Here is a 26,119-nt window from a genome sequence, read left to right on the forward strand (position 1 = left end):
CCTCAGGGGCGGGGCTCAGTCGTCGGACCGAGCCCCTGTCACCGGGCTCTGCGGGGCTACAGCTCGGCGGCCGCGGAGCCCCTCAGCTGCGTCAGGTTGAACGTCTCCGCCATCCGGCGGTAGCCCTCGTCGCTCGGGTGCAGATGGTCACCCGAGTCGTACTGGCTGCGCAGCTTGCGCGGGTCGTACGGATCGCGCAGCGCCCGGTCGAAGTCGACGAACTCGTCGAAGACCTTGCCGTCGCGGATCTGCTCGTTCACCGCCTGGCGCACGTTCTCCAGGGCCGGCTCGTACCCCCGGTGGCCGCCGAACGGCATCAGGGTGGCCCCGACGACCCGCAGTCCGCGGGTGTGCGCCTGCCGGGTCAGCTCCCGCAGGCCCTCCACGATGCGGTCGGGGTTGTTCTGGTGCGGGTTGCGCAGGATGTCGTTGACGCCGAGCGCCACGACGACGGCCTTGACGCCCGACCGGTCGAGCACGTCGCGGTCGAAGCGCGAGAGGCCGCTCGGGTTGTCCGCGGGCGAGCCGTTCCCGTCCGAGAGGACGCGGTTGCCGCTGATGCCCGCGTTCACGACGCCGTAGCGGGGACCGCCCGACTCGTCGCGCAGGCGGGTGGCGAGGGTGTCGGTCCACCGGGCGTTGGCGCCCATGGTCGAGGAGATGCCGTCGGTGAGCGAGTCACCGAAGACGACGACGGTGCCGTCCGCCTCGTTGCTCAGGACGTCCACGGCCGAGAGGTAACGCCAGGAGGTGCTCTGCTGGTTGTACGCGGCGCCGTTCGGGTCTTCCGTACGGTCGCCCTCGGCGACGTAGCTGACCTGGCGGGCGTGCGGGTGGAAGGTCACCGGGCCCGAGGGGGTCGGCGAGTACGTCGTCACCAGGAGGTCACTGGCGTGCGGCACGCGCATCCGGACCGCGTCGCTCATCACCTGCTGGCCCGCGGGGATCACCACGGAGGTGTTGCCGTTGAAGTTCAGGCGGCGCAGGGTGCCCGGCGCGGCGGCCGGGTTGTTCGAACCCACGGCCACCGCTATGGAGGCGTGGGTGATGCTCAGCGGCTGCTGTCCGTACAGGTTCGACAGCGTGATGCGGGCGCTGTTGCCGCCGACGCTGGTGTGCACGACGTTGCGGATGGACTTGCCCGCGAAGCCGTTGCGCTGCGTGTTTGGTTCGGCCGCCGCGGGGGATGCGGCCCAAGAGCCGACCCAGGTGCCCGCGGATGCGGGCGCGGCGGAGTTGCGCGGGCCTCGGGGCCCCGCGCTGATGGTGTCCTGAGATCCGTCGTCGGTGCTTACACCGAGATATATGGCGGCGGAAATCACCACTATTACCGCGAGGACCGCGGCAAGCAGGGCATAACCGTGACGCTTGGTCATGCGGGCTGTGTCTCCTCGAGCAGGGGGAGCCTGATCGAGGCTCCGATGTGATCACCCCATGATGCGTCATGGGCCGTGAGGCGGCCGACACTGCCCCCCTCCGACCATTCAGACGCCGGGAACTTGTGGTCCGTTCCAGGAGTCGGTCAGGAAGGGGCGCAGAGAGACGGGGACAATACGGATGAGGACGCCGCGAACCACGCAAACGGGCCAGGTGGAGTGAGTGGAACGTACGAATCGATCAATCCCGGAGGGTGCGGCCGATGCTGCTGCTTCGGGACAGCATTCCCGCGAGTCCCGTCCGGCAAGCGACGTCCCGGCGGGCGCGGGTCCCGGACGTGCGTCCGGTTCCGGCGGGGGTTCCGGCTCCGGCTCCGGCGGAGGCTCCGGTTCCGTATCCGGCGGCGGCTTCACGTACAGCCCCGCTGACGAGGAGAAACGGCGCGGCGTCCGCCGGATGAAGATCACCGCGACGGGCCTGCTCGTCTTCGTCGCGCTCGTCTACGTACTCGCCAAATGGGCGCAGAACTCCGGCGCCGGAGCCTGGGCGGGCTATGTCGCGGCGGCGGCCGAGGCCGGCATGGTCGGCGCGCTCGCCGACTGGTTCGCGGTGACGGCACTCTTCCGCCACCCGCTGGGCCTGCCCATCCCGCACACGGCGATCATCCCGAACAAAAAGGACCAACTGGGCGTATCCCTGGGCGAGTTCGTCGGTGAGAACTTTCTCTCATCCGATGTCGTACGGGGGCGGCTGCGCGCCGTCGGCATCGGAAACCGGCTCGGCACCTGGCTCGCGGACCCCGATCACGCCGACCGGGTGACGGCCGAGCTCGCCACGGCCCTTCGCGGCGCCCTGACGGTCCTGCGCGACTCCGACGTACAGGCGGTCGTCGGCGAGGCCATCACGCGCCGCGCCGACGCCCAGGAGATCGCTCCCGGCATCGGCAAGATGCTGGAGAAGGTCGTCGCGGACGGCGGCCACAAGCGGGTCGTCGACCTGGTCTGCGCACGCGCCCACGACTGGCTGGTGCTGCACGACGAGTCCGTCATGGACGCGGTGCAGGGCGGCGCGCCCGGCTGGACCCCGCGGTTCGTCGACAAGAAGGTCGGCGAGCGGGTCTACAAGGAACTGCTCCGCTTCCTCGCCGAGATGCGGGACATGCCCGAGCACCCCGCGCGCGGCGCCGTCGACCGCTTCCTGGCCGACTTCGCCGCCGACCTGCAGTCCGACTCGGACACCCGGGAGCGCGTGGAGCGCCTCAAGCGCGAGGTCCTGGGCCGGGGCGAGGTGCAGGACCTGATCGCCTCCGCCTGGTCGGCCGTACGCCAGATGATCGTGGCCGCCGCCGAGGACGAGCAGAGCGAGCTGCGCCTGCGGGTACGGGCCGCGCTGCTCTCGCTTGGCGCGCGCATGGCGACGGACGGGCGGCTCCAGCAGAAGGTCGACGGCTGGGTCGAGGGCGCCGCGGTGTACGTGGTGACGACGTACCGGGACGAGATCACCTCCCTGATCACCGACACGGTCGCGGGCTGGGACGCGGAGCACACGTCGAAGAAGATCGAGGCGCACATCGGGCGTGACCTGCAGTTCATCCGGATCAACGGCACCGTGGTGGGGGCGTTGGCGGGGTTGCTGATCTATTCGGTTTCGCGGTTGCTGGGGGCGTAGGGGGCGTAGGGGCCTCACGGGCGGGTGCCCGCGGGCGGGGGCTCCAGCGCGCGGCGGCGGCTCCAGCGCGCGTGAGGGCGCCTTTCCCGGGCACTCTGGAGTAGCTCTCCCGACGCCGAGAGGGCCGTCGCTCGGGTGCGGGAGATGCAGCAGGCGACGTGGGAGCAGCGGAAGGAGCGGCCCGCCATGACCGCGTCGCCATCCACGCCCGGCCGGGGGCGTAGCGAGAACGAGACCGGCACCGTCACCACCGCCGTCCCCGCCCGCCTCGACCGGCTGCCCTGGTCCCGCTGGCACTGGATGATCGTCATCGGCCTCGGCACGGTCTGGATCCTGGACGGCCTCGAAGTCACCACGGTCGGCAACATCGCGAGCCGCCTCTCCGAGGAAGGCAGCGGCCTCGCGATCAGCTCCGCCCAGGTCACCGGCACCGCGGCGGCCCTGTACGTGGCGGGAGCCTGCGCCGGAGCCCTCTTCTTCGGCCGCCTCACGGATAAATTCGGCCGAAAAAAGCTCTTCATGGTCACCCTCGCGGTGTACCTCGGCGCCACCGCGCTCACCGCACTGTCGTTCGACGCCTGGTGGTTCTTCCTCTTCCGGTTCCTCACCGGTTTCGGCATCGGCGGCGAGTACGCGGCCATCAACTCGGCGATCGACGAGCTGATCCCGTCCAAGTACCGCGGCCGGGTCGACCTGATCATCAACGGCAGCTACTGGCTGGGTGCGATCGGCGGTTCGCTGCTCTCCGTCGTCATGCTGAACACCAGCATCTTCCCCAAGGACCTCGGCTGGCGGCTCACCTTCGCCCTCGGCGTCGTACTCGGCCTGGTGATCCTGCTCGTACGCCGCCACGTCCCGGAGAGCCCGCGCTGGCAGTTCATCCACGGCCGGGGCGAGGAGGCGGACGCGCTCGTCACGTCGGTGGAGCGGGAGATCGAGGAGGAGAAGGGCGAACGCCTGCCGCCACCGGAGTCCGAGATCACCATCCACCAGCGCAAGAGCATCGGCTTCGGTCTCATCGCGAAGACGGTCTTCCGCGACTATCCCAAGCGCGCCGTCCTCGGCCTGTCCCTCTTCGTAGGCCAGGCGTTCCTCTACAACGCGATCACCTTCGGCTTCGGCGCGATCCTCACCAAGTTCTTCGACGTCCCCTCGGGCAGCACGGGCTACTACTTCGCCGTCATCGCGGCGGGCAATTTCCTCGGCCCGCTCTTCCTCGGCAAGCTCTTCGACACGGTCGGCCGCCGGATCATGATTTCGTCGACGTACATCGTCTCGGGTGTCCTGCTCTTCGGTACGGCCTGGCTGTTCGACCGGGGCTCGCTGAGCGCGACGACGCTCACGGCCTGCTGGTGCGTGGTCCTGTTCTTCGCTTCGGCGGGCGCGAGCAGCGCCTATCTGACGGTCTCCGAGATCTTCCCCATGGAGACCCGTGCCATGGCGATCGCCTTCTTCTACGCCATCGGTACGGCGGCCGGCGGCATCAGCGGCCCGCTGATCTTCGCCAAGCTCACGGAGTCGGGCGTGGTCGGCGACACGGTGCTCGCCTTCCAGATCGGCGCGGGCCTGATGTGCGCGGCGGGCCTGGTCGCGGCGGCGTTCGCGGTGAAGGCCGAGCAGCAGTCCCTTGAGGACATCGCGAGGCCGTTGTCGGAGGCGAAGGCTTCTTAGGTTTGGAGCAGGTTGGTTGCCCGGCAGCCGCCGGAGCCGGATGCGAAGATCCGGGCATGAGCGGAGAGGGAGTCGTGGGCGGCGGGCAGGCAGGCGCCCACCGGGTGGCCGTCCTCGTACGGGACGGCGTGCTGCCCATGGAACTGGGCCTGGTCCACCAACTGTTCGGCAACGCACGCTCGCCGCAGGGCGCGCGCCTCTACGAACTGACGACCTGCGCCCTGACCCCCGGCAGAATCCGTACGGACGCCGACTTCCCCGTCTTCGCCGAACACGGACCCGAGACGGTGGCAGCAGCGGACACGGTCATCGTCCCGGCCTCGCACGAGCAGGACGAGTCGCTGGCGCCGGGCGAGCTGCCGCCCGCTCTCGCGAGGACGCTCGAATCCGCGACCTGCGCCCGCGCTCGTATCGCCTCCATCTGCACCGGCGCGTTCGTCCTTGCGGCGGCGGGGCTCCTGGACGGCCGCAGGGCGACGACGCACTGGCTGTCGGCGGACCTCTTCGCCCGCACTTTCCCGGCGGTGACGGTCGACCCGGACGTCCTGTACGTGGACGAGGGCCCGGTCCTCACCTCGGCGGGCGAGGCGGCAGGCATCGACCTCTGCCTGCACATGATCCGCGGCGACCACGGCGCGGCGGTCGCGGCGGAGGTGGCCCGCCGCACCGTCGTACCCCCGCACCGCGAGGGCGGCCAGGCCCAGTACATCCGCCGCCCGGTGGCGCAGCCGCAACTGACGTCGACGGGCCGGGCCAGGCAGTGGGCGCAGGAGCGTTTGGGGGAGCCCCTGACGCTGGCGGAGCTGGCCGGGCAGGAGTCCATGAGCATCCGCACCTTCAGCCGCCGCTTCCGCGAGGAGACGGGCCTGACGCCGATGCAGTGGCTGACCCAGCGCCGCGTGGACCGGGCCCGCGAACTCCTGGAGGAGACGGACCGCACGGTCGACCGCATCGCCGCGGAGGCGGGCTTCGGCACGGGCGCGTCGCTGAGGCAGCACTTCCAGGCGGGGCTCGGGGTGTCGCCGGGCGCGTACCGGATGACGTTCAGGGGGACGAAGGGGTGAGGCGTGGGTGAGGGGTGGGGCGCGCGAGGCGATCGCGTCCGTGCCCCTTTCCTCTGCCGGTCTGAGTACGCGTACTCTGTCGCGCCCCCCGGCCGGGTCGGCAGGCTCTGTACGCATGACGGCAAAGTCGATGAACATGAGCGGGCGCGTGGGGCAGCGGGCCGGGCGCGTGAGCCCGCGGGGCATAGGCCTGCGCATGAGCCCGCGGGGCATAGGCCTGCGCATGAGCCCGCGCCACGAACGGAGCCCCATACATCCGCGGAACCTGCTGACGTCCCTGCCGGGCAGCCCGCCCCTGCGGCGCTGGGTGACGCGGCTGCTGGGAGCGGGCCTCGCGACAGCGGCGTACCTCCTCTGCCTCCCCTGGGACCTGCGCAACCGCGCCGAGACGCCGGGCGCGATCAACGAGACGTCACCCGTGACGCCGCTCGGAGTCACCGTCCTGGCACTCACGATGCTGGCCCTCGCGGCCTACTTCGGCTTCCGCGACCGCCTCGTCCTGGCGCTGCTGCTCGTGGCGGGCCCACCGGCGACGCTGCTGTACGTCTCCTTCGACAGCCACCCGCAGCCGGACGCGTCGATACTGCCGCTGCCGCTGGTGTGGGGCCTGTTCGCGCTGGTGATGGGGGCGGGGGTGCTCGCGGTTGCGGGGTTCGCGCGGCTGTTCAGGGACAGTGAGGGCCAGCTCTGAGCGGGGCCTGATCCGGCGGGTGGCGCGGGGCCGACGCCACGCGACTCCACGTCACCGACATCGATGCCGACGCTGCTACCGACGCCGATCGGCGAGGGCCCAAGAGGCAAGTCCCACGCCCCCCGCGACCCCGAAGACCGCGGGCCAGGCCCCGACCTTCTTGGCGAGCGGATGCGACCCGGCGAAGGCGGCGACGTAAGCGGCGCTGAGCGCGGCAGCGGTCTTCGGCCCCGCGTTCTGCCGCCACTGCTGAGCGGCAGCGGCTCCCGCAGCGGCGAGTACGACTCCACCAAGAGGCCGCTTCTTGGTCCACCGGGCGACGGCGAACCCTCCGACGAGCCCACTGGCGGCCACTGCTGCTGCCGGTACCTTCGCCACGACTGCCTCGCTTCCACGGCTCCGCCCCGGCTCACGCCACGGCTTCCACCGATACGCCCTCATGCGCCCTCAATGCGCCTTCGGCCCGAGGCTAACGCGCCGGGAAAGCCTTGCGGCGAGGGGGTCTGCGCCACGTAGGTTGGTGAGGGTGTGCGCTGCGCCTGAGCGGCGCGTGCGAAAGCGCCGCCGACGAGGGACCGATAGTAGAGATGACCGCGCGAACCACTGCCCGCACCCGAACCGCCCTGGTCATCGGGGGTGGCATCGCCGGCCCGGTGGCGGCGATGGCCCTGCACAAGGCGGGCATAGAGGCAACGGTCTACGAGGCGTACGACACGGAGACCTCGACGGGGAAGCCCGCCTCGGCCGGCGGCATGACGATCGCCCCGAACGGCCAGCAGGCGCTGGAAACGATCGACGCGGCGGAGACGGTCCGCGCCATCGGCACCCCGGTGACGGCCCTGGGCCTGCGCAGCTGGACGGGCAGGCACCTGGCCCAACTAGCCCCACCCGACCACCTCCCCACCACGCGCTTCGTCTGGCGCACGGAGTTGCACGAGGCGCTGGCGGCGGAGGCGACGAGCCGCGGAATCCCCATCCAGCGGGGCAAGCGCCTGCTGGACGCGACGGACACGGGCACGGGGGTGACGGCCCGCTTCTCGGACGGCTCACTGGCGAAGGCGGACGTACTGATCGGCGCGGACGGCTTGCGCTCGACGGTGCGCACCTTGATCGACCCGTCAACGCCGAAGCCGCACTACGCGGGAATGCTGACGTTCACGGCACACGTACGCAAGACGGAACTCCCTTCAACGGAGGGGGTGTTGTACATGTGCTACGGAAAGAAGGCCTACTTCGCCTACCAGATCCTGGACGACGCGTCGGCGGTCTGGACGGTGAACCTGCCGCACCGGGAGCCGATGACGTGGGCGGAGGCGCAGGCGGTGGGCGCGGTGGAGTGGCTGAGGCGCTTGGCAGAGACCTTCACGGACGACCGCACGCCGGCACCGGACCTGGTGGCGGCGACGTCCCCGGAGGACGTCATCATCACGGGCCCAACAGAAACGATGCCTCCCCTCGGCACATGGAGCCGGGGCCGAATGACCCTGATCGGAGACGCGGCCCACGCCACGCCTCCCACATCGGGCCAGGGCGCGTCCCTGGCCTCGGAGAGCGCAGTACAACTGGCGCGCTGCCTACGAGACTTGCCCCCCGGCAAGGCCTTCAAGGCATACGAATCCCTACGCCGCCCCCGAGTCGACCGCATCCTGAAACACACAACAGCCACCCCCACGGCCACCTCCGCAGCAGCCCGCACAGCCACCCCCAAGCCGGCGGGCCCCCTGAGCCGAGCCCTCCGCGACGCACTCCTCCCGATGGCGACGAAGGTGGGCGGGGCCGGGGGAGCGGTGTGGGGGGCGTGGCAGTTCGACCACCCGATCGACTGGGATGAGCGGGTGGAGTAGAGACCTCCACCGGAAGGTGAAATGCAGAAAAGTCCCACGCCACGACCGTCGTGCCGCTTGTATCGCGGGACTTTCTTGCAATCCGCGGGATTCACGGGATCCGCCGCGTGTGTCCCCATGCCCCGTCCGCCCATGCACCCTGAGCCGGTCTTGCCAGTCGGGTCTGGCGGGTCAGGGGCGCGGTATGTCTTCTATGGATGCGACGAACTCGGCCCAGGTGTTCGGCTGGACAGTAAGCCGATCCGGGGTGGTGCGCTTCGAGTCGCGTACCAGGACCTTGTGCTCACCCAGTGCCACCTCGACGCACTCTGTTCCGGAGCCCCCGCTGTAGGAGGACTTGAACCAGTGGGGAGAGCGTCGGGCGTCCATCACAGCTCCGCGAGGATTCGGCGAATGGTTTTGCTGGATGATGGCAGATCAAGGGCCTGTGCACGAAGGTAATCGAACGCCAACTTGTACCGCTCCAGTTCCTTCGGCTTCTCCATGAAGAGTCCGCCGCCGAGGAGGTCCACGTAGACGACGTCCAGGTCCTGGCTCTGACCTCGCAGGAGAGCAAAGCTGCCAACTGCTGCGGCATGCGCCCCGGTCGAGAACGGCAGTATCTGCACGGTCACGTGCGGAGCGTCCGCCAGTTCCAAGAGGTGTTGGATTTGCTCACGCATGACGTGGGGCCCGCCGACGACGCGGTGGACGGCGGCTTCGTCGATGATGGCCCAGATGTGCGGTGGCTCTGATCGTTGGAGAAGCTCCTGCCGCTTCATGCGAATGTCGACCATGTGCTGCACCTCGCGGTCCGAGCAGCCCATCTCTGACGCCCTGTGCACGGCTTCGGCATACGCCCTGGTCTGGAACAGGCCGGGGATGTACATGCACGCGTAGTGGTCCTCGCGAACCACTTCGTCCTCAAGGGTCAGCATGAGGTTCATGGACTCGGGGACGGGGTCGGCCAGCGAGCGCCACCACCCTTGAATCCGTGCGCCCTTGGCGAGTTCGACCAGGGCTGTACGCACATCCTCGTCGGCGTCGTACTCCCGGCAAAGGGCATCCACGGTCGGCCACTTGACCGTGCCCTCTTTGGTCTCGTAGCGGCTGAGGGTGGCCTTGGAGATACCCACGCGTGCGCCGGCGTCCTCCAGCGTGAGCCCCTTGCGCTCGCGCAGTCGGCGAAGGTCGGCGCCGAGCTGACGTCGGCGGGTGGTCGGCCCAACTGCCATGTTTCCGGCCTCTCTTGTTGATCGGTCCGAGAGTGCCCCGGCTTCAGTGACGGAGCAAGGGCGCACGACCAGGGGCGTGCGACGAAGCTACGTGCTCCCGGAACGCCGTTGTGAGAGTTCCATTTTGAGAGTTCCACTGCAACTCTAGGTACACAGACAGGCACAGTAAGCGATGCCTGTGCGGCATGGAGAGGCTGGTCGACATGTCTGACTGTCGGTGCGGAGTGCGGAGGAAGGCATGGGAGTTGCCCTTCCTGGCCGAGCCGGAGGAGGTGGCAGTCCTGCGGCGCCTCGTGCGGCTTCATCTGACGCAGTGGGGCTTGCCCGAGGTCGTCGAAGCGGCGCAGCTGTGCGTGAGCGAGCTCGTGGCCAACGTCATCACGCATGTGGGCCCGCACACGCCCACGACGTTCGGACTCACGATGAAGGACACGTGCGTCCGCATCGAGATCGGCGACCCTGATACGCGTGCTCTGCCTACCCTGCTCGCGGCCGAGGCGGACGCGGAAAGCGGGCGGGGCATGGCGCTTCTCGACGCGGTTGCCGACCGATGGGGCGTGATCCTTCGGAGCGACTCCAAGGTCACCTGGTGTGAGCTGGCAACAAGACTGGGATCGCCGAGCGGTCACGCGGGCGGTCTGCGGGTTGATCGTGCTGAGGCTCTGATCGGCCACTACGGAGAGAGGGGAGCTTCGAGGCGTGAGGTGGGCTCGTCCTTGACGGTCGCCGTTGCGGAGGAGGTTGCGATCGATGCCATCGCGGACCTCCTCCACTGGCTGCGAGCGCATGGTTGCGACCCGGACGAGGCTTTGGATCGGGCGCAGGAGCACTTCGAAGCTGAGGTCGAGGAGGCGGGCGATACGTCAGCTGGCACGTCGGGTCAGCAGAGATTCCGAGATGCCCGACAGGATGGGAGGCTCCCGTAGTCCGCGATAAGCGAAGTGGAGATCCTTCCGAGCGCGCGTGCAGAGGAGAAACAACCGCAGGCGCGCCAAGACCGTCGTTGGATCCTCCGTATAGGTATCCAGGTCCGGCACGAAAACGCTGTCGAACTCAAGACCCTTCATGCTGGCCGTGTTCACGATCAGGATCGGGAACCTGGAGAAGTTGACGTCCGCGCGGTATCGGTCGTTGGACACATAGGCCTGGGTGTACTGGTCGAGCTTGAGGTGTGTGAGTCTGTTCTGTATCTCTCGCTGTAGGAGGGTCGACCTACAGATGATTCCGATGCTGCGATCTTTGTGTGCCTGGAAATAGAGGGCGAACTCGGTGAGGAAGTAGTCCAGGGACGGAACTCTGGTGATGCCGGGCCGGTGGCCGGCCTGCGTCGGTAGGCGCACCGGGTTGCGATTGACACCTCCATGGAACTCGGCTGCAAGCAGCGCGATCTCCCGTGTGTTCCGGTGATTTTCGTGCAGGACGATCGGGTCACCTTGCACATCCAGTGCTCGGCAGATCTCGGCAACGGTGCTGTGATCGTCATCGATCCGTTGCTCCTCGTTGGCAAACGCTGTCACTCCGACACCAAGGGTGCGGCACAATTCGTAGAAGTGGACGGGCACGTCTTGGGCTTCGTCGACGACCAGATGGGTCGAGGATGTGATTCCTTGCAGGATGCAGTCCCGATGCATCTCGAACCAGGAGTAGTCCCATCCGTCCTCGTCGGTGCACGGGGGCTGTGTGCGGAAGCGGGACTGCCAGAGCTGTCTGATCCACCGGTCGAAGGTGGTGACCTCGACGAATTCGGTAAGTTCCGGCGATGCTTGACTGATGTACTGCCGCAGCAGATTCGAGCGGGTAAAGAGTGTGACGCGGCGGCGAGCGGTGGCGAGTGCCCATGAGCGATAGACGGCCATCACGGTCTTGCCCACACCCGACGTACCCGTGACCACATGGGATCCGTGGAACGGGAGGTCGATGACGGCTCGCTGCTCGTCCGCGATCTCGAGGAGGGAAGGGAATTTCATTGAAGTTCCACGGCTTCCGCCGATTCCTCGAGCGCGGCCTGGACCACCCCATGGAAGAACCCTGGGACGTTACCGTCGCCGATCAGCAGAGTCCTGTCCAGGAGAGAGTTGTCGATCTCGCAGCATGTCTCGGGAAGCAGCGTGCACGCGTGGCATGCGGCCCGGTTGAGGTTGGCAAGTGACCTGCCGGTCGAGTCGGCGCACAGCGGATCCTGTGAGCACCACTGGGCCGACTCGAGCAGGCGGATCAGGGTCTCCAGTAGATTCGGTGGTTGTCCTTGACGGACGAGTCCACCCAGAGTTCCCTCGGCATCTCCCGCTGCCGTGTAGACGAACACACCAGCTTGCGGAGGTAGTTCACTACCCCTGACATGACTTCTGGCATAGACGCGTTCCCGCAACGAGGCAGCGTTGTATCCACTGTCGTACGACAGCTGCCGGATGAAGTGATGAGCCAACGTGTGCAGCATCACGAATCTCGGGAGGAGTTCCGGTCCGGACTTCCCTCTCAGTCGATCAGCCTTGAACGAAGCATTCAAGTTGAGTTCTATCCGGCGCGTCCACTCTTGAACAGCTGGGATGGCTTCCCAGGCGTGCAGACGCTCCTCGTCGACGGAGATGAAGATGCCTTCACCGTAGGTGTCGATAGCGGGCAACCATTGCGCTCGGTTTGCTGTATTGACCGATACCAGTCGGCCGCCCTTTTCTTCGTCACTGTCTGTCCCGCTGGGTTCATATCGAGAAAACCCCTCAAGCGCACGGACCTCGCGCACACGGTCGGCCACGACCACTCCCGCGATCCGTGCGGCGAGCTCCTGCATGGAGTCGGGGTCGTCATGCAGTACTCCGAGCTCGGTTCGCCGCACGGAGAAGGTCCGCGATCCGGTGACTGACTCCGGGGTGGAGAAGGCAGCCCATTCGTCGATGCTCAGGTCGTCGTCTGAGTCCACCGGTGACGGCATGGCGGCTGCGTTCTCTGCATGGCGGCGGCGCAGGGTTTCGACGAACTCTTCCGACGTTTCGCACTGGGTCGCGATGATCGCCTTGAAGTTGTCGGTGATAGGCCCACCCTCTGCGCTCAGAAGATGAGGCCAGTATTGATTGTCGAAGACTCTTTGGGTCATTTCGTCGGGATGATTCATTCCCGCAGGTGCCGGAATATCGAGAGCTGAGTGCGTGATAGGAAAGTACACATTGGAGGCGCCGCGCTGCACTGCCTGAGGGGTTTCCTCGCAGAGTTCGGGCTCGTCCGTGGGTGATTGCCACGGATGACCTCCGAGGCAGGGCAGACCGACCTGTTTTAGGATGTTCTTCTGACTGATTCCATCCAGGCTCCGGTCGGCCCTGCATACCGCGCACTCGACCCGTAGAGCGTCCAGGCCCGAGGAATCAGGCGTTGCAACGAATCGGATACGCATTTGCTGGCATTGGCGCTGAGCGTGGTCCTCGGGTCTTGAGTGAGCCCATCGGCGCCAGTCGACATCGGCCATGTGCCCCGCTCGGCAAACCTGGATGAAACGCATCGGAGCGAGCTGCGGCTTTCCGGCGCAGCGGGCGCACACTGGCGCCTTGTCCCGTTGCTCACCCCCCGAGCGCCAGAATGTCATTTCGCGACATTGAGGACAGAACAGCCACTTGGGGAAGCGTACATAGACGGGACCGATACGTGTTGCGAATGCAGCCTTTCCAGATGGAATGACGGGAGCGGAGCGAAAGTCCTGTACCCCCAATTTCTTCGCGAGGCGGGTCGATTCCACACGCTCGCCGTTCGCGGCCCAGCTGCGAATATCCGCCGCGACGAATGATTCACCTCGAAGATCCAGGATGCCTCCGACACCGAAGGGCACGATGGTCTGCCCTCTGCGAACCTTGCGACGAATGTCCTTCACGGCGTTCCCCTCACGGCGACCAGGCATTCGCGGTCGACATTACGCATCGACTGCGCTGTCTCCCAGAGGCCACCCTGCTTGCCGAAGTCGGTCAGGAGCGCCATGTGCATGCGCCCCTGAGGTTGGAAGTAGAGGCGGCTGCCGTCGTTGCGCGCGATCTCGGCCTCTTGTTGCCATGCTGCGATCAAGGAGTCGAGTTGTATCGTCGCGGCGACGGCCTCCGTAGGATCCGCCCGTCGTACATGGTCCACGACGAGGTCCCGGATCCGTGTGACGCCGTCCGTGTGATCGAGGATGTCCCCCGCTCGGTCCTCCGAGTTCAGGCCGAGCGCGTGTCGCACGAGGATGACAAGTACCGCGTGCAGAGCACGGTTTCGTGAGGGTACGGACCATGGTGTGACACTGGTCGGTTCGACATGCCGGTAGAGCGCTCGATGGTAGACACCGAAGGACTCGTAGTGGGACCTGTCGCGGGGCTTGGTCGACCGGAACAGGGTGACGATCAGGCCCGGCACCTGACGGCGACCTACACGACTGGTGGCCTGGATGTACTCCGATGTCGTCTTGGGCTGCCCATTCATGATCATGAGTCCGAGTCGGGGGACATCGACCCCGACCGAGAGCATGTTGGTCGTGGCGAGGAACGAGATGCTGCCACGCTCCTTGAAGTGTTTGCCCAGGCGTTCGAGGAGTCGAGGTTGGGCCGCGCGAGGGATGTTGCTGGTGAGTTCCACTACCGCGTCGTCGTCCAGGTTGCGGCGCCGCGTGGCGTCCTGGGTCAGATGCTCGAGGCGAGCGGGGATGTCGTCCCTCGCGATGGTGACGGTTCGGCCCAGCTCACGAAGGCTGTTGTGGTAGGCGACTGTGGTCCAGTACGTGTCCTGAAGGGTGGCGTCGTCGCAGATCTCCTTTGGTGCTTGGAGACAGGCGGCTCCCACATGAACGGTCGACGTCGAAGCTGTGTGTCCCTGGGCCATGACACCGACGTACAGGCGCCCGGGTTTTTCCTTGTCGGGCGAGGCAAAATATGAATGTCCGGCGTCGATACCCGCGGGGGGAAAGAGCTGTGTGGGACGACCGTAGAGACTGCGGATCTGATCCTGTGAGCGTCGAATGGTCGCCGTTGAGGCGATGACCTTCGGGACGAAGTCATCCCATGCGCACAGTTCGAGAATCGCCGTTTCGTACAGTCCGACTGTTGTGCCCAGCGGACCTGCCAACAAGTGCAACTCGTCCTGGATCACCAAGGACGGCTTATGCGTGCCGTTCCCGCCGAACAACCGGCCCGCCCTCGGCTCCCACGCCAATCGGGCGAACTTGTCGACGGTGCCAAGCACGAAGGTCGGAGGTTCCTCGTAGATCTGCTCGTCCACCACGGTGACCGGGAGTCGCTCATGGAAGACGCAGGTTCTCCGCGGGCAGAAGAACGAGGTGCTGACGCCGTCGGCTCTGATGCCGAAGTCTTGATGCCGACCCTGCCGTTCCGGAACAATTTCGGTACCGCACCACGGGCAGCGTTCCAGCAGGAACCGGTCGTCCGGTTCGTTCATCTGCATCAGGGTGCTGAGTTCATCCTGCGCGGCGGCGACCGTGTTCGGCGTCGTGTCCTTGCCCACCCAGAGGCCGATGGAAAAGGGTTCCTCGCCGAGATCGTCGACGAGCGGTCCGTCGTGCCCTCTGCGGATGTACTCAAGGGCGCAGACGGCTGTGGCCGTGCGCTGGAATTGCTGAGTGGTGAGCAAGCTCAGCGTGTATCGGCTCAGCACGGCGGTGCCGCCGCCCGCGGCTCCGAACCGTAGCCGGCGCCAGAGGATCTCGAAGCAGGCGGTGAGGAGGTAGGCCTCGGTCTTTCCGCCACCGGTGGGGAACCAGATGAGGTCCACTGTTCTGCGGTCCTCGTGTTCCGGGTGCATCAGGCCCTCGACCACGAGTAGGAAATATGCGAGCTGGAACGGATGCCACGCAGAACTGCCGTCGGGTTCGGAAAGCTCCGTGACGTCGCTGTCCCTGCGGCGACGGCTCCCCGCCAACTCGGATCGACTGTGCAGCATTTGGAGCGCCATAGCGCGATTGGCCAGTCGAAATGCCTCGCGAGCCTTGGTTCCGCCCACAGTCGGGGCGGTCAGAGCCTCCACGCCGGATTCCATGCGACCGAGTGCGACGTCGATGCGCTCGAGGATGCGTGCGGCGGGAGCTGCGGCCCACGGCCGCAGGGATGTTGCCTGTGACTTCTGAGTGTCGAACCACTTGCGGTAGTCGAGGACGAAGGAGTGCAGTTCGGCCTTGAGGTCTTCGACGGGCAGAGCGGGCTGCGACAGGTGAGCGAGGTTGAGTACCGGCAGGTCCTTCGGTCCGTCGGGTTTGATGTGCGCGACCACTTGCTGCGGCATGACCTGGGCCCGCACAGTGGTGATCTCTTGGGAATCTTCGCTCCAGTCGACGGCACAACCGTGACCGACGGCCCTCGTCACCGTATTCCGGTACTGGACGCGCAGCTCCTGTTCCTCCTCGTCCCGGCTGTTGAGCCTGGTGCTCGGATACTCGAGGATCCGCCCATCGACCGTGGTCGCAGCCAACTCAGCCTGGAAGAGCATCAGGTCCCGGTCTTTGTGGGTGCTGTCCTCCTCATCGTGCCCATTGGCGAGTACGCAGGTGATGAGGTGTCCACCTCCGAACGGGCGCCAGCGCACGTGGAGACGGCCGTGGCCGTCCAGCACAGAGATCGCTTCTTTCTGATCCACGGCGACAGTCTTCGTCGTGGACAGGCGCGGCTGGCGTTCCCAACTTCGGCGTCCGCCTTGGCGGGACGTCAGGTATCGAGACGCCCCACATGTCACCTCGATGTGATGAGCGTCCGTGAAGAAGGAGAATCCGAGTGACGAGGGCAGCCACGCATTCGCCTCTGCGACCGGGTCGTCGGCGAACGTGTCCTCCTCGCTGTTTCCGGCTTCGTTTTCGTGTGCTTCTTGTTCGCCTTCGACTTGCGAGTGCTCGAGCAGGGAGGCGCCTCGCGGATACAAGGTCCCCATGAGATAGCGCCTGTCGGGCGGATCGACGAGTATTTCGTCCTTGGAAATGGCTGGGCCGACCAACTGCTTGCGCAAGTAGGCGCCGAAGTCCGCTCGATGTGCGGTGAGCTGACCCTCGATCTCGTTCATCCCTGGGACCCCATCCGCTCCAGCCCGGCCACACCCAGATCCTTCAGTTTCTGGCGGGACCCGGGACGACACGAGATCCACAGTTGAGCCCTAGCCCTGGTCCAGGCTACGTAGATCGCGTCGAGTCGACCCTCGAGATGAGCGGGTTCCAGGTCGATGAGACAGACCACGTGATTCTCATGCCCCTTGAAGTCCGCGATGGAGGACCAGGTGAGACGGTTCTTGGTACGTTCGGTCCCGACGACATCTACGAATCGCTCGATCTTGGACGATCGCTGGGAGAGCCGCGCGGAACTCGTTTCCCAGTCCCCGGATACAGACAACAACGTGATGTCCTTCGGAGAAATGCCCTGTTGGACGAGATCGTTCACGTAGGTGTCCAAGGCGACGGCTTCCTGCGGGGCGCCGTCCACGTACTCGAAGCGGACCGGCTCGCCCTCGCCGGCGGAGGCCACCCCGAGGTCGGCACCCGTGTAGAAGTGGACTTGCTTCACGATCTGTGTGGTGTTGCGGCAGTTGCGCCGAAGAGGTCCGAAGCGGGAGCCCATCGAAAGCAGGTAGTTCCATGCTTCCGGGTCGTACGAGGCAGGGGCCAGAACCTGGTTGTTCTGGTCGAGCAAGAAGAGCCAGCGGCCTTCGGCAAGGCCGCCCACGAGCAACTTCTCCAGGGTGTCCATGCTTTCAAAGGTCATCAGGTCCTGCGCCTCGTCCACGACCAGGTGGTCGAAGGTGCGGCCGACAGCTTCGTCAAGGCGGTCGAACGGTAGGACGGTGATCGCCTCGTCTGTGAGAATTCCGGCCACGTGGGCGGCAAGAGTGGTGCTGGCACAAGTGAACAGGACGCTGCCGTTCACAGCCTTGCGGCGTGCTGCCTCGGCCGCCAGGAATGTCTTTCCGGTGCCTGCTCCGCCGGTCCAGATGAGACGGTCGTTGGATTCCGACTCGTCGAGTCTGTCGAGCTGTTCGTTGGTCAGACGCTCAAAGGCGACATCGAGGTGGAGCAACTTGGAGTGAAGGTTGGGTACGAGGTCGAATTGCGGGCGAGTGGCCTCGAGCATCCTCTTGCGCAATGAAGCCGGGACGGGTGTCCGAGCCCACCGGTTCCGGCGGAGCCAGTAGCGCGCCGCCCGCTCGATGCCCTGTGACAGACCACGTCCGCCGTCGTAGGCGGTCTTGCCGAGATACTGCTCGGGCTTGTACTCGGTCAGTGGCGGCAGGTCGATGTCGGGGGTCACAACCAAGTACCCGCTGGGGACACCAAGGTTCCTCAAGTCGCCGACCAGGCCGCCGATCTCGCGCTCAAACTCGTGCATGCCTCCGCTGGCCTGGACGAAGGGGCTCTCCTTGGGGCCGTCTTCCCTGCCCACCGGCCCGTAGTACCAGCTCCCATCGTCTTCAACAACCCTTCCGCCCTTGACCTCGATGAAGAGCAGGAGGTCGGGCGTGATGACGACGAAGTCAATCTCACCGACCCGCTTCTTGCGGTGCTCAGGGAGATGAACCGAGTGCAGCGCGACGCTCTGGTCATCCTGAATAGCCTTGAGCGCGGCGAAGACGCTGCGCTCCCCCTGGCTCCTGGTCCTGCTCGAGATCTCGCTCGGAAATATCCGCATCAACTCTCCCCATGGTCACGCCAACTAACTTCACGGTATCGAGTGCAGATGCCGCGGGTCGTCGTTCTTTGCAACGAACCGCTGGCAGTGGTGGTGCGACTGGTGATGGACTGAGAGGGAACGGCGATGGAGCGGGGGCACGGGGCGGGATGACTACGGAGCGGAGCGGAGCGGCGTCCAATCATGCTGTAGGTGACGGTGGTTGGTATGTACTCCTTGGTCTTATACGGCGATTTCTGGCTGAGGGGGTCGAATCTCAGACAGCTCTGGACCAGGTCGTGTTGGCGGCGCGGCTTGATCTGGAACAGAAGCGGTCGCTGTGTGCCGCCCTCGTAGCGGATGAGTTGGGAGGCGTCGTAGGCGAAGTCGCGCGCCATACGGCAGAGCCCGAGCCTGTGGTCGCTCTCGGTGATCAACGCGCAGAGAACGCCGAAGCTGAAGACGATCTCGACTCGGCCGTCGGAGACGCCGAGACCGACGATGCCCTCGACCCGGCTACGGGAGAGGAGGAAGAGGCTCCGAATCTCGAGGCACGACGTGGCGAGGTTCGTGTCGACAATCAGCAGGCTGCCCGCCGGGCTGCTCTGCGGTTGCTTGACGCCGATCGTAGGAGAGTCCACCTTCACCGGCATCTCCTGAGCGCTGAGGAGGAAGTCGGACTCTGCCTCTTGTTCCGTGAGGGAAAAGAGGCCTCGGAGGCGTTGCCCGACAGATACGCCGCGCACTTGCCGAGAGACAGTGAGGCCTATCGGGCCTTCACCGCGATGGTGGTTCACAATCAGCGGCTCGTTCACAAGATTTTGCAGAGTTCGGGACATGCTCATAACGGCTTGATGTACGAGGATCTGGCACAGCACGGCATGATCGGGCTGATGCGCGCAGTGGAGAAATTCGATGTCTCCATGGGGTACAAATTCTCCACCTATGCCACCTGGTGGATCAGGCAACGTATCAGTCGTGCGATTGGTGACGAGGGTTCGGTTATTCGGCTACCGATTCACATGTGGACCCATATCGAGAAGGTACGGAAGACCGAACGGGAATTCCTGAACCGAGGCGTCGTGCCCAATATTGACGATCTCGCGCTGGCATGCGGACTCAAGCCGGAGAAGGTGCATGAGTGTTTGCGGCTCAGCCGTCGGCTCGTTCTCTCGCTGGAGCATCCGGTCAGTGAGAACGCGACCCTCGGGGACCTGGTGGTTGACAGATTCCACCCGGTGCCGGGGCCGGAGCAGACGCTGTGGGCTCAATTCGAGCGCGAACAGCTCTTCCAGCTCTTTGATGCGTGTGGTTTCACGGAACGCATGCGGAAGGTTCTGTCTCTGCGATTTGGCTTCTTCGATGGTCGACCCTGGACGCTGGACGACATCGGGAAGGATTTCGGTGTCACTCGGGAACGTATCCGGCAGATCGAGAAGCGGGCCATGAAGGCGATGAGGGTCCAGTTGGGCCTGGACCCTGATGATCCGGGTGTGCAAGTCGGCAGCCGCAGAATCCCTCACCTCGTCGAGGAGAAGAGAGCCGAACGAGCACCCCAAGTTCGTGCGGTCTCCGCGGCTCAGGCGGAGGCGCATGTCGACGACTCGATCTCGGGCTCCAGGAGCGGGGTTCCGGATGGCGCGAACGGTTCCGATGGGAGAGGGGAAGCAGTGACCGCGAAAGAGGCGGAGTTCGGTCGTTGGTTGGCCGACCGAATGCACGACATCGAGATCGAGGAAGGTCAACTTGCTGCCCGGTTGGGAGTGACGCGTGCGGTCGTCGAAGCCTGGCTCGGTGGCCGTTCCGTGCCTCGCCCGGAGCTCCTGGCCGGAGTGCGGGAGGCGCTGGGCGTCCCGCAGGACGAGACCTTGCATGATCCTGGTGTTGCGCCAGGGCGCCCGGACAATGAAGTGAAGACCCCAGCCGTCTGGTATCACCGCCCTGGGCACGACGACGGCGGGCGGGAGTTCGGCAACGCGGCGGCATTCGCGTTCGAGGCCGATCTGGAGGTCCTGGCCCGCGAGGCGACTCAGAACAGCCTCGACGAGCGCGACAAGAGGAACGACCAACCGGTCAGTGTCTGTTACACCCTGCACGAACTGACCGGTGATGCCCTGGCCCGGTTTCGGACTGCGATCCGCTGGCATGACCTCCTTCCCCACTACGAGGCGGCTGCGGCGCAGGACCAGAAGGTCGGACGCGTCATCAGTGCCGGTCTTCGGGAAACGCTCGCGCGAGATCGGCTGGTTCTTCTTCGTGTGGACGACTACAACGCCAACGGGCTCACCGGTGACGACTACGAGGACGGTCGGTTCGCTGCTGTGGTGCGGCGCCAGCTCGAGAGTCGAAAGTCGGATGCGGCAGCCGGTGGTTCATACGGCCTTGGGAAGGCCACGCTCTGGGCGACCAGCCGGCTGGGGCTGGTCCTCATGAACTCCACGCTCTCCGAGCCGCACCAAGGACACACTCAACGACGGCTGATCGGTCGCCTCGATCTGCCCTGGCGGGAGGTGGACGGTAGGAAATTCGCCGGTCCTGCTTGGCTTGGCCAGCCGGATACCGAGGCGGACAACGGGGAGGTTGTCCGCTCCTGGTGGGCTGATGAAGAGACGGTCGAAAACCTTCACCTCACCCGCGAAGGCGATGATCCCGGCACATCCTTCCTGATTGTCGGAGCACATGATGTGGCCAGTCTCGTCGGGGCAGGTCAGGACCCGGGCGGCGATGTCGGCGACGACGAGGACAGCTTGGAGCGCATGCACCAGAGGTTGGTCGCGGCGCTAGGGCGCAACTTCTGGGCCGCGATGACAGCGGGAGCTGACCGCCGGCCACTGCTGGAGGCATCAGTACGGACGCTGCGCAATGGCGTGGTATGCATTGCGGAGGAGCGGGTCGATCCCGATGTGCATCAACCCGCGCGCTCACGAGCTCTCCGGGCCTTCCTGAGCGGCACCACCGTGGAACGCCTCACCGAACCCGGCCAAGTGGCTGTTACATCGGTGCCATTGAAGGTCCCGGAAAGGGATGGCCTTGCTGGTTCCGCTGGTGAGCACCGGGCAGTGCTCCTCGTCACCGACGCCACGGATGCCGACGGCCCGATCAATCGCGTTACGCAGATGCGTGGCAATCGCATGACGGTCAAGACCAGCTGGGTGCCTCGTCTTCCTCTCGGGACCAATCCGTTCCAGGCCGTGTTGCTTGCAGGGCTGGCGGCCGGGGATGACGCCCCGTTCGCAGCCGAGGCCGAGGACTTTCTCCGATTCTCCGAGCCGCCTGAACACAACAAGTGGTCGCAAACGGAGGAGTTGAGGATGCGCTATTCGCCTTCGGCTCATCGGCGCATCCAGGCATTGACTTCGGAGACCAACAGAGCCGTGCACGAACTTGTGGCCATTCCGGCTGAGAAGAAGGCGCGCGGTACGAGCAAGGTCAGTAAGCGGCTCAAGATCTCGGGCAGGGCCATCACGAAGGCCCGAGGGGTGATGCCACCTCCGAAGCTGAACGATCTGCAGGCTGTGGTCGACTCCTCCGGTGCGTGGCAAGTCACCGCCGAGGTCAAGGTGACGTACGGGGAGGAGCCATGGCGCATGAGTCCTGTGGCGAAGCTGGAGGTTCGTTCCGGCACTCGTCCAGTGGTGAAGTGGGCAGAGCTGGTGGCTGTCAGCAACTGTGAACTGGACGACGGCGTGCTGTATTTCGCTCCGGGAACGCGCCGTGCAGTCTTTCGAGGCGTCACCGACGTGGCCACGCATCCGGTGCGGGCTGCGCTGACAGGCCTTGTTGTCGAGCTCCAGGAGAGCAAGGGGGGCGCGGCGTGAGGGCCTACCCGTACCCCCGACCGACCGGCGCGGTGACAGCGCGAGTCACGGCCGTGCGGCTGCGTGGCCCGGGCGACATCCGTGAGCAGTTGGACACCAGGGCGTTCTCGGTTGTCGAGCAGGTCGTGGCACTCGGTAGGGCCGAACGCGACGACTGGCAGACTGCGCGGCTCACCTTGAAGGCGACCGTGCCAGCGCGTGAGATCGAGGCGAAGGGCCACTGGTCGGACATCACTGTTGTCGCCGTTCTGACAGAGGGGGCCACCAATCTGCGCACTGTCGCACGGCTGTCAGGTCCAGCAGACGGTGGCAGGGAGTGGAGCGGGGAGATCGAGCTCGACCGGGACGACCACCTGGACCGTGCATCCCTTGCTGTGCACGTGGTGGCAACAGTCGGAGGCACACCGGGGAGGATCATCGCCTCCACCGACCAGGAGTGGTTGATCGACGTGACGGCCGACGCCCCGCTCAGAGATCGCGCACTCGAGGTCACCACGGTCAGCTTCGCCCGCGGTGCGGAGTGGTTGCGGAGCTTCCGGGATGCCCCTTGGATTGTGGACACCTCTGGGCGGATGCCCACCGTTCGCCTGAACTCGGATTTCGAGGGCCTCGTGGCCCTCGTGGAAGGCCAGGGCTCGCAGCTGGAGGGCGTGGTGGGCGAGATGCTGCTGGCTCAGATGTGCGCCGATGTATGGACTGCGGTCTTCCACACCGCTATCGGTGACCTGGACATCGAGGACGACGGAACTCCGCTCTTTCCGCCCGACTGGCGAGGTGCAGTGCTCCGCGAAATGCTCCCGGACATCGTGCCCGGGCGGTCGGAGGGGGACGCCCTCCGAGAGGTGTACGTCCGGCGTATGGGTGATGGGAGCTGGTCGGACCTGCAGCCGCGGATCCAGTACGCAGCCAGCCGTCGCGCCGAGGTCCCCAAAGCGTTGACTGCCACAGTCCGCGACATCGAACGACTGGGCCAGGAGGCCAACTCGTGACTTCTCGCCCCGAGCACCTGCCGGAACGACTTGCTCTGATCTCCGATGTGCAGGCCGCCGAGTACATCTCCACAGGACTGCTCGAGGGGCGCGAAGACGTCCCTTCCATCGCACTGAACAAGGTTGCCGAGACATTGGCGGGCGACGATGGGCGACTACGGCTGCATCGAGTACGGGATCTCATCGATGAGGCGCTGAACAGGTTCCGGGACGAGCGGCCCACGGCAGCGGATGCGTGGCTGGCACCGCGTCTGCACGAGACCCTTCGACTGACCCGTCGGGAGGCGGCTGAGAAGGGGCTCTGGACGTATCTGGCCCTTGGCGTGGCGCCGGACTACGTCGTGTGGCGGCATCTGTCCGAGCCGAAGGCCGGTGCCTCACACGGGAGCGTGGCCCGGGACAAGTTCGTCGGACCGCACGCCAAGCAGACGTTCGCCAGGCTCTGGTGGGCTGCCGAACTCTTCCGCGACGGCGCGGACTACCGTCCCGTTGTGGTGGCCTGCGGCAACCAGGACATGCTCAACTCCGCTCTGCGGCTGGACATAATCGATCATCGCCCTACGGCTCTGGCCCTCGTCAGGTTGATGGAGCGAGGCACCGTGCGCACCGGTCGAGAAGTGAACGCATTGACACCTGCGGTCAACGCTGCCGCGGCGACTTTGATGTACGACGTCATCGCTCCGGATGGAGAGCGGGACGGGGAGCCGTTGCGCGAGTGGATTGCGGGTGCCGAATCATCGCTACCTTCGCCCAGGAACAACCTGCCCGAAGGGCCGGAGGAGGAGCGCGCCCCAGAGGGTGCGGTTGAGAGACTGGTAGGCCACTTCGAGGAGCTTTTTACGGACGCGCAGGTCAGGGGGCGGACTTCCGACCAGAGCGAGTGACTTTGTGCTCGTCCGGAGGGCATTGGTCCTGATCGCCGCACCCGATCACGCGCAGTTCATCCGTGGTGGTCTGGGGCACGTTCGGCCAGGTAGCCGCTGATTCCAACTCGTCGTCGGAGGGGGCGTCCCCGCGCAGTGCCTTGCTGAGTACGTGCATGCCGAGTCGGGGTGGTACCGCATTGCCCACCTGCTGCGCCTGGTCGTTTCCAGACCAGGGGAAGTTGTGTGGGAAGGTCTGGAGTACCCCGGACTCGGCGATGTCGAAGCGGTCGTACTTCTTAGCTTCGTATTCCGCATTGCTCTTGTAGACCTTGTTCCGAGAGATCTTCCCGGTGACTGTGAATGAGGGCTCGGCGGACAGGCGCCTGCCTCGGTTCTTCGGGTCGCCTCCGGAGCCGTAGTTTGAGACGACGAAGAACTTCATCTTGCCTCCCGTTCGTAGTCGGGATACATCCATGGGGGAGTCCTTCAGCTTGCTCGCCGCGTCGAGTGCCTCCGCCATGGAAACCCAGGGCTGCTTGGTCCTCGGAATTGCGGATTCGGTCGGGAGCATGTCTGCCTGAACAGCGTTGCGTTTACCTCGATGCAAGTCGAACGGCAGGTGTGTCGTTTCGAGCGGTTGGATGGCTCCATGGCCCGGGCGCCGAGCGACGAGTACGGCGCGTGTGCGGGTCTGTGGAACTCCGAACTGCTCGGTTTTCAACTCCCAGCATTCAGCTTCGTACTTGACGCCTCTTAGTCGCCCTTCGCCGCCACGCAGAAGCTTTGCGTAGACCTCCCAGAGCGGCAGGACCGCGGGTACCTGCTCCAGCACGATCACCTTGTACGGGTCGCGGTCCTCTGTCTCGATCGCCTTGATCAGCCAGCGGAGGGGCTCCAGGACCAAGGCGGTACGCAGATCCTTGCCGAGAGCGTGCAGATCCTTGTCGATCGAGGCTTCGTCTTCCCCGCCCACGAGACGGTGGATGAACTCTTTCACCGTGTCCAGCGCTTTGCGTCCCGCACCCTTGCCCGCGACCGAGAAGGACTGACAGGGTGGCCCCCCGGCGAGCACGTCGACCGATTTGGGAATCTCGTCGAAGCGGGTCTCGCGCATGACGCTCACATCGGCGTGAATCGTCGGCAGACCTGCCGCGTAGCGTGTCTCGCACGCGTTCCGGTCCAACTCGATCCCGATGCTCTTGAAGCCCAGGAAGTGCGCGGCGACGTCAAGTCCACCAGGACCTGCGAAGAGATCCAAGATGCGGACGTCGTCAAGATGGTGCGCTTGCGTTCCCGGGCTGTTCATGGGGTTGAAGTGTAGCCGGCGACGGGACCTGAGGGCGCCCCCAGCGCGGCTCGGACCGCCAGCCCGAGTGCCCTGCCCACCGGCGGTGGTGAGGCATGCCCGATCTGGCGATAGCGGGCTGTCTTCTTCCCGGTGAATCTCCAGTCGGACGGGAAGCCTTGCAGGAGAGCGGCTTGGTCCGTCGTGATCCTGACCATCCCGTGCCGACCTGTCTCCGGGGCCCAAGCGAAGTCCGGGTCGGGAACATCGTCGGCTACTGTGCCTCCGTCTACGCCCATCCGGGCCCAGGCTTTCTTCGTGCCTGTCGGTCCGAGATCCGCGCCTCCGCGCCTGTCCGACCCACCCACCAAGGTGGGAGCCACGCCGAGCGCCTGGGCCGCCCATCGGTCGGCGTCACGCCAACCGCCCGTGGCCATCGAGTGGCGCAGGGCCCGGCCTACGGACAGATGCTTGCTCACCGTCGGCTCCGGCGGACGGAACTTGTCGAAGTACTGCTTTTTGAGCGCGACGAGCAGTCCTTGCTTCCGGTCCTGCGGCACCCCGAAGTCGGCTGCGTTCAGGACGAACCATCGGAACCGATAGCCAAGATGATCGAGCTCCTTGCGGATGAAATCGCGTATCGGCTCGAAAACGGGGGCGCCCACAAGGCCCGGTACGTTCTCGATGATCAGCGTCCGGGGCTGGACGGCATGCGCCAGATAGACGGTCGCTTCCAGCAGGCGCAGCTCGGCCCCGGTATCGGTCCGCGCGACGGTCGCGCTGGACTTCACACGGGGTAGTCCGGCTGAGAGGAGATCTACGTCGTAGATCTCCTTGTGGCGGGAGGGGGAGAAGTCCAGTAGATCCGACTCCAGGACCTGCCACGTCGGACGGTTCGTGCGCAGTGTGTCGCACGCCACAGACTTCTTGTCGATAAGCAGTACGGGTTCGAATCCGGCGTGCTCCAGCCCCAAGGCCAACCCACCCGCCCCCGCGCACACATCGACGAATCGCAGTTCGTTCACC

Annotated in this window: 20 protein-coding genes and 1 pseudogene; 10 read left to right on the forward strand and 11 right to left on the reverse strand. The window is 65.8% G+C overall.

Annotated features, from left to right (window positions below; translation table 11 throughout):
* Window positions 1-56: 56 nt before the first annotated feature.
* Window positions 57-1,376 (reverse strand): SGNH/GDSL hydrolase family protein, encoded by a 1,320-nt coding sequence (locus tag ACWFR3_RS29340; protein WP_453737659.1) that lies wholly within the window; start codon window positions 1,374-1,376, stop codon window positions 57-59.
* Between the two features lie 457 nt (window positions 1,377-1,833).
* On the opposite strand from ACWFR3_RS29340, the gene ACWFR3_RS29345 reads away from it, so the two are divergent.
* From ACWFR3_RS29345 to ACWFR3_RS29360, 4 genes are all read left to right on the forward strand, one after another.
* The gene (locus ACWFR3_RS29345; protein ID WP_453737660.1) at window positions 1,834-3,045 is read left to right on the forward strand and encodes a DUF445 domain-containing protein; all 1,212 of its coding nucleotides are present in this window, start codon (window positions 1,834-1,836) and stop codon (window positions 3,043-3,045) included.
* 186 nt (window positions 3,046-3,231) lie between these two features.
* A complete protein-coding gene (locus ACWFR3_RS29350; RefSeq protein WP_453737661.1) occupies window positions 3,232-4,716 on the forward strand; it encodes an MFS transporter in 1,485 nt (494 codons plus the stop codon).
* A 56-nt stretch (window positions 4,717-4,772) separates the two neighbouring features.
* Window positions 4,773-5,780, forward strand: a complete 1,008-nt coding sequence (locus ACWFR3_RS29355; RefSeq protein ID WP_453737662.1) for a GlxA family transcriptional regulator — start codon at window positions 4,773-4,775, stop codon at window positions 5,778-5,780.
* Between the two features lie 115 nt (window positions 5,781-5,895).
* The gene (locus ACWFR3_RS29360; RefSeq protein WP_453737663.1) at window positions 5,896-6,471 is read left to right on the forward strand and encodes a hypothetical protein; all 576 of its coding nucleotides are present in this window, start codon (window positions 5,896-5,898) and stop codon (window positions 6,469-6,471) included.
* Window positions 6,472-6,546: 75 nt separating this feature from the next.
* On the opposite strand, the gene ACWFR3_RS29365 is transcribed toward ACWFR3_RS29360, so the two are convergent.
* On the reverse strand, window positions 6,547-6,849 hold the full coding sequence (locus ACWFR3_RS29365) for a hypothetical protein (protein ID WP_453737664.1): 303 nt from the start codon (window positions 6,847-6,849) through the stop codon (window positions 6,547-6,549).
* 209 nt (window positions 6,850-7,058) lie between these two features.
* On the opposite strand from ACWFR3_RS29365, the gene ACWFR3_RS29370 reads away from it, so the two are divergent.
* On the forward strand, window positions 7,059-8,315 hold the full coding sequence (locus tag ACWFR3_RS29370; RefSeq protein WP_453737665.1) for an FAD-dependent oxidoreductase: 1,257 nt from the start codon (window positions 7,059-7,061) through the stop codon (window positions 8,313-8,315).
* 171 nt (window positions 8,316-8,486) lie between these two features.
* On the opposite strand, the gene ACWFR3_RS29375 is transcribed toward ACWFR3_RS29370, so the two are convergent.
* Together ACWFR3_RS29375 and ACWFR3_RS29380 are read right to left on the reverse strand one after the other, a co-directional pair.
* Window positions 8,487-8,684, reverse strand: a complete 198-nt coding sequence (locus ACWFR3_RS29375) for a DUF397 domain-containing protein (protein WP_453737666.1) — start codon at window positions 8,682-8,684, stop codon at window positions 8,487-8,489.
* Window positions 8,684-9,529 carry a helix-turn-helix domain-containing protein gene (locus ACWFR3_RS29380; protein ID WP_453737667.1) on the reverse strand — a complete coding sequence of 282 codons (846 nt, stop codon included), beginning with the start codon at window positions 9,527-9,529 and terminating at the stop codon, window positions 8,684-8,686. The genes ACWFR3_RS29375 and ACWFR3_RS29380 overlap by 1 nt, the downstream gene beginning before the upstream one ends.
* Window positions 9,530-9,714: 185 nt before the next feature.
* Here ACWFR3_RS29380 and ACWFR3_RS29385 point away from each other — a divergent pair, with 185 nt between their 5' ends.
* A complete protein-coding gene (locus ACWFR3_RS29385; RefSeq protein WP_453737668.1) occupies window positions 9,715-10,455 on the forward strand; it encodes an ATP-binding protein in 741 nt (246 codons plus the stop codon).
* Here the strand turns inward: ACWFR3_RS29385 and ACWFR3_RS29390 are convergent.
* The 5 genes from ACWFR3_RS29390 to ACWFR3_RS29410 are packed head-to-tail and all read right to left on the reverse strand — an operon-like array spanning window position 10,393 to window position 18,782.
* Complete coding sequence (locus ACWFR3_RS29390; protein WP_453737669.1) at window positions 10,393-11,496, reverse strand: hypothetical protein; 1,104 nt, start codon at window positions 11,494-11,496, stop codon at window positions 10,393-10,395. The genes ACWFR3_RS29385 and ACWFR3_RS29390 overlap by 63 nt on opposite strands.
* On the reverse strand, window positions 11,493-13,385 hold the full coding sequence (gene drmB, locus ACWFR3_RS29395; protein ID WP_453737670.1) for a DrmB family protein: 1,893 nt from the start codon (window positions 13,383-13,385) through the stop codon (window positions 11,493-11,495). Before drmB ends, ACWFR3_RS29390 begins: the two co-directional genes overlap by 4 nt.
* On the reverse strand, window positions 13,382-16,543 hold the full coding sequence (locus ACWFR3_RS29400) for a helicase-related protein (RefSeq protein WP_453737671.1): 3,162 nt from the start codon (window positions 16,541-16,543) through the stop codon (window positions 13,382-13,384). The genes drmB and ACWFR3_RS29400 overlap by 4 nt, the downstream gene beginning before the upstream one ends.
* On the reverse strand, window positions 16,540-18,156 hold the full coding sequence (locus ACWFR3_RS29405) for an NERD domain-containing protein (protein WP_453737672.1): 1,617 nt from the start codon (window positions 18,154-18,156) through the stop codon (window positions 16,540-16,542). Before ACWFR3_RS29405 ends, ACWFR3_RS29400 begins: the two co-directional genes overlap by 4 nt.
* Window positions 18,156-18,782 (reverse strand): hypothetical protein, encoded by a 627-nt coding sequence (locus ACWFR3_RS29410; RefSeq protein WP_453737673.1) that lies wholly within the window; start codon window positions 18,780-18,782, stop codon window positions 18,156-18,158. The genes ACWFR3_RS29405 and ACWFR3_RS29410 overlap by 1 nt, the downstream gene beginning before the upstream one ends.
* A 138-nt stretch (window positions 18,783-18,920) precedes the next feature.
* Between ACWFR3_RS29410 and ACWFR3_RS29415 the strand changes: the two are divergent.
* From ACWFR3_RS29415 to ACWFR3_RS29430, 4 genes and pseudogenes are all read left to right on the forward strand, one after another.
* Window positions 18,921-19,592: pseudogene (locus ACWFR3_RS29415) on the forward strand (sigma-70 family RNA polymerase sigma factor); the annotation flags it as partial.
* A gap of 258 nt (window positions 19,593-19,850) precedes the next feature.
* Entirely contained in the window at window positions 19,851-21,953 is a 2,103-nt protein-coding gene (locus ACWFR3_RS29420) for a helix-turn-helix domain-containing protein (protein WP_453737704.1), read from the forward strand.
* The gene (locus ACWFR3_RS29425; RefSeq protein ID WP_453737674.1) at window positions 21,950-22,942 is read left to right on the forward strand and encodes a hypothetical protein; all 993 of its coding nucleotides are present in this window, start codon (window positions 21,950-21,952) and stop codon (window positions 22,940-22,942) included. The genes ACWFR3_RS29420 and ACWFR3_RS29425 overlap by 4 nt, the downstream gene beginning before the upstream one ends.
* Window positions 22,939-23,826: a DUF6339 family protein gene (locus ACWFR3_RS29430; RefSeq protein WP_453737675.1), complete on the forward strand. Its 888-nt coding sequence runs from the start codon at window positions 22,939-22,941 to the stop codon at window positions 23,824-23,826. The genes ACWFR3_RS29425 and ACWFR3_RS29430 overlap by 4 nt, the downstream gene beginning before the upstream one ends.
* On the opposite strand, the gene ACWFR3_RS29435 is transcribed toward ACWFR3_RS29430, so the two are convergent.
* Both ACWFR3_RS29435 and ACWFR3_RS29440 read right to left on the reverse strand, forming a co-directional pair.
* Window positions 23,795-25,114, reverse strand: coding sequence for a DNA cytosine methyltransferase (locus ACWFR3_RS29435; RefSeq protein WP_453737676.1), 1,320 nt, complete (start codon window positions 25,112-25,114; stop codon window positions 23,795-23,797). The two genes, ACWFR3_RS29430 and ACWFR3_RS29435, sit on opposite strands and share 32 nt — an antisense overlap.
* A complete protein-coding gene (locus ACWFR3_RS29440) occupies window positions 25,111-26,118 on the reverse strand; it encodes a DNA cytosine methyltransferase (protein ID WP_453737677.1) in 1,008 nt (335 codons plus the stop codon). Before ACWFR3_RS29440 ends, ACWFR3_RS29435 begins: the two co-directional genes overlap by 4 nt.
* Window position 26,119: the final 1 nt, after the last annotated feature.

The sequence above is a fragment of the Streptomyces sp. NPDC055189 genome (genome assembly GCF_053606765.1).

Excerpts from the sequence above, each read along its gene's own strand:
- ACWFR3_RS29435 (WP_453737676.1), bottom strand. The coding sequence starts at position 25,114 with ATGAACAGCCCGGGAACGCAAGCGCACCATCTTGACGACGTCCGCATC.
- ACWFR3_RS29345 (WP_453737660.1), top strand. The coding sequence starts at position 1,834 with ATGAAGATCACCGCGACGGGCCTGCTCGTCTTCGTCGCGCTCGTCTAC.
- ACWFR3_RS29350 (WP_453737661.1), top strand. The coding sequence starts at position 3,232 with ATGACCGCGTCGCCATCCACGCCCGGCCGGGGGCGTAGCGAGAACGAG.
- ACWFR3_RS29390 (WP_453737669.1), bottom strand. The coding sequence starts at position 11,496 with ATGAAATTCCCTTCCCTCCTCGAGATCGCGGACGAGCAGCGAGCCGTC.
- ACWFR3_RS29385 (WP_453737668.1), top strand. The coding sequence starts at position 9,715 with ATGGAGAGGCTGGTCGACATGTCTGACTGTCGGTGCGGAGTGCGGAGG.
- ACWFR3_RS29380 (WP_453737667.1), bottom strand. The coding sequence starts at position 9,529 with ATGGCAGTTGGGCCGACCACCCGCCGACGTCAGCTCGGCGCCGACCTT.
- ACWFR3_RS29340 (WP_453737659.1), bottom strand. The coding sequence starts at position 1,376 with ATGACCAAGCGTCACGGTTATGCCCTGCTTGCCGCGGTCCTCGCGGTA.
- ACWFR3_RS29375 (WP_453737666.1), bottom strand. The coding sequence starts at position 8,684 with ATGGACGCCCGACGCTCTCCCCACTGGTTCAAGTCCTCCTACAGCGGG.
- ACWFR3_RS29400 (WP_453737671.1), bottom strand. The coding sequence starts at position 16,543 with ATGAACGAGATCGAGGGTCAGCTCACCGCACATCGAGCGGACTTCGGC.
- ACWFR3_RS29405 (WP_453737672.1), bottom strand. The coding sequence starts at position 18,156 with ATGCGGATATTTCCGAGCGAGATCTCGAGCAGGACCAGGAGCCAGGGG.
- ACWFR3_RS29355 (WP_453737662.1), top strand. The coding sequence starts at position 4,773 with ATGAGCGGAGAGGGAGTCGTGGGCGGCGGGCAGGCAGGCGCCCACCGG.
- ACWFR3_RS29420 (WP_453737704.1), top strand. The coding sequence starts at position 19,851 with ATGCACGACATCGAGATCGAGGAAGGTCAACTTGCTGCCCGGTTGGGA.
- ACWFR3_RS29370 (WP_453737665.1), top strand. The coding sequence starts at position 7,059 with ATGACCGCGCGAACCACTGCCCGCACCCGAACCGCCCTGGTCATCGGG.
- ACWFR3_RS29360 (WP_453737663.1), top strand. The coding sequence starts at position 5,896 with ATGACGGCAAAGTCGATGAACATGAGCGGGCGCGTGGGGCAGCGGGCC.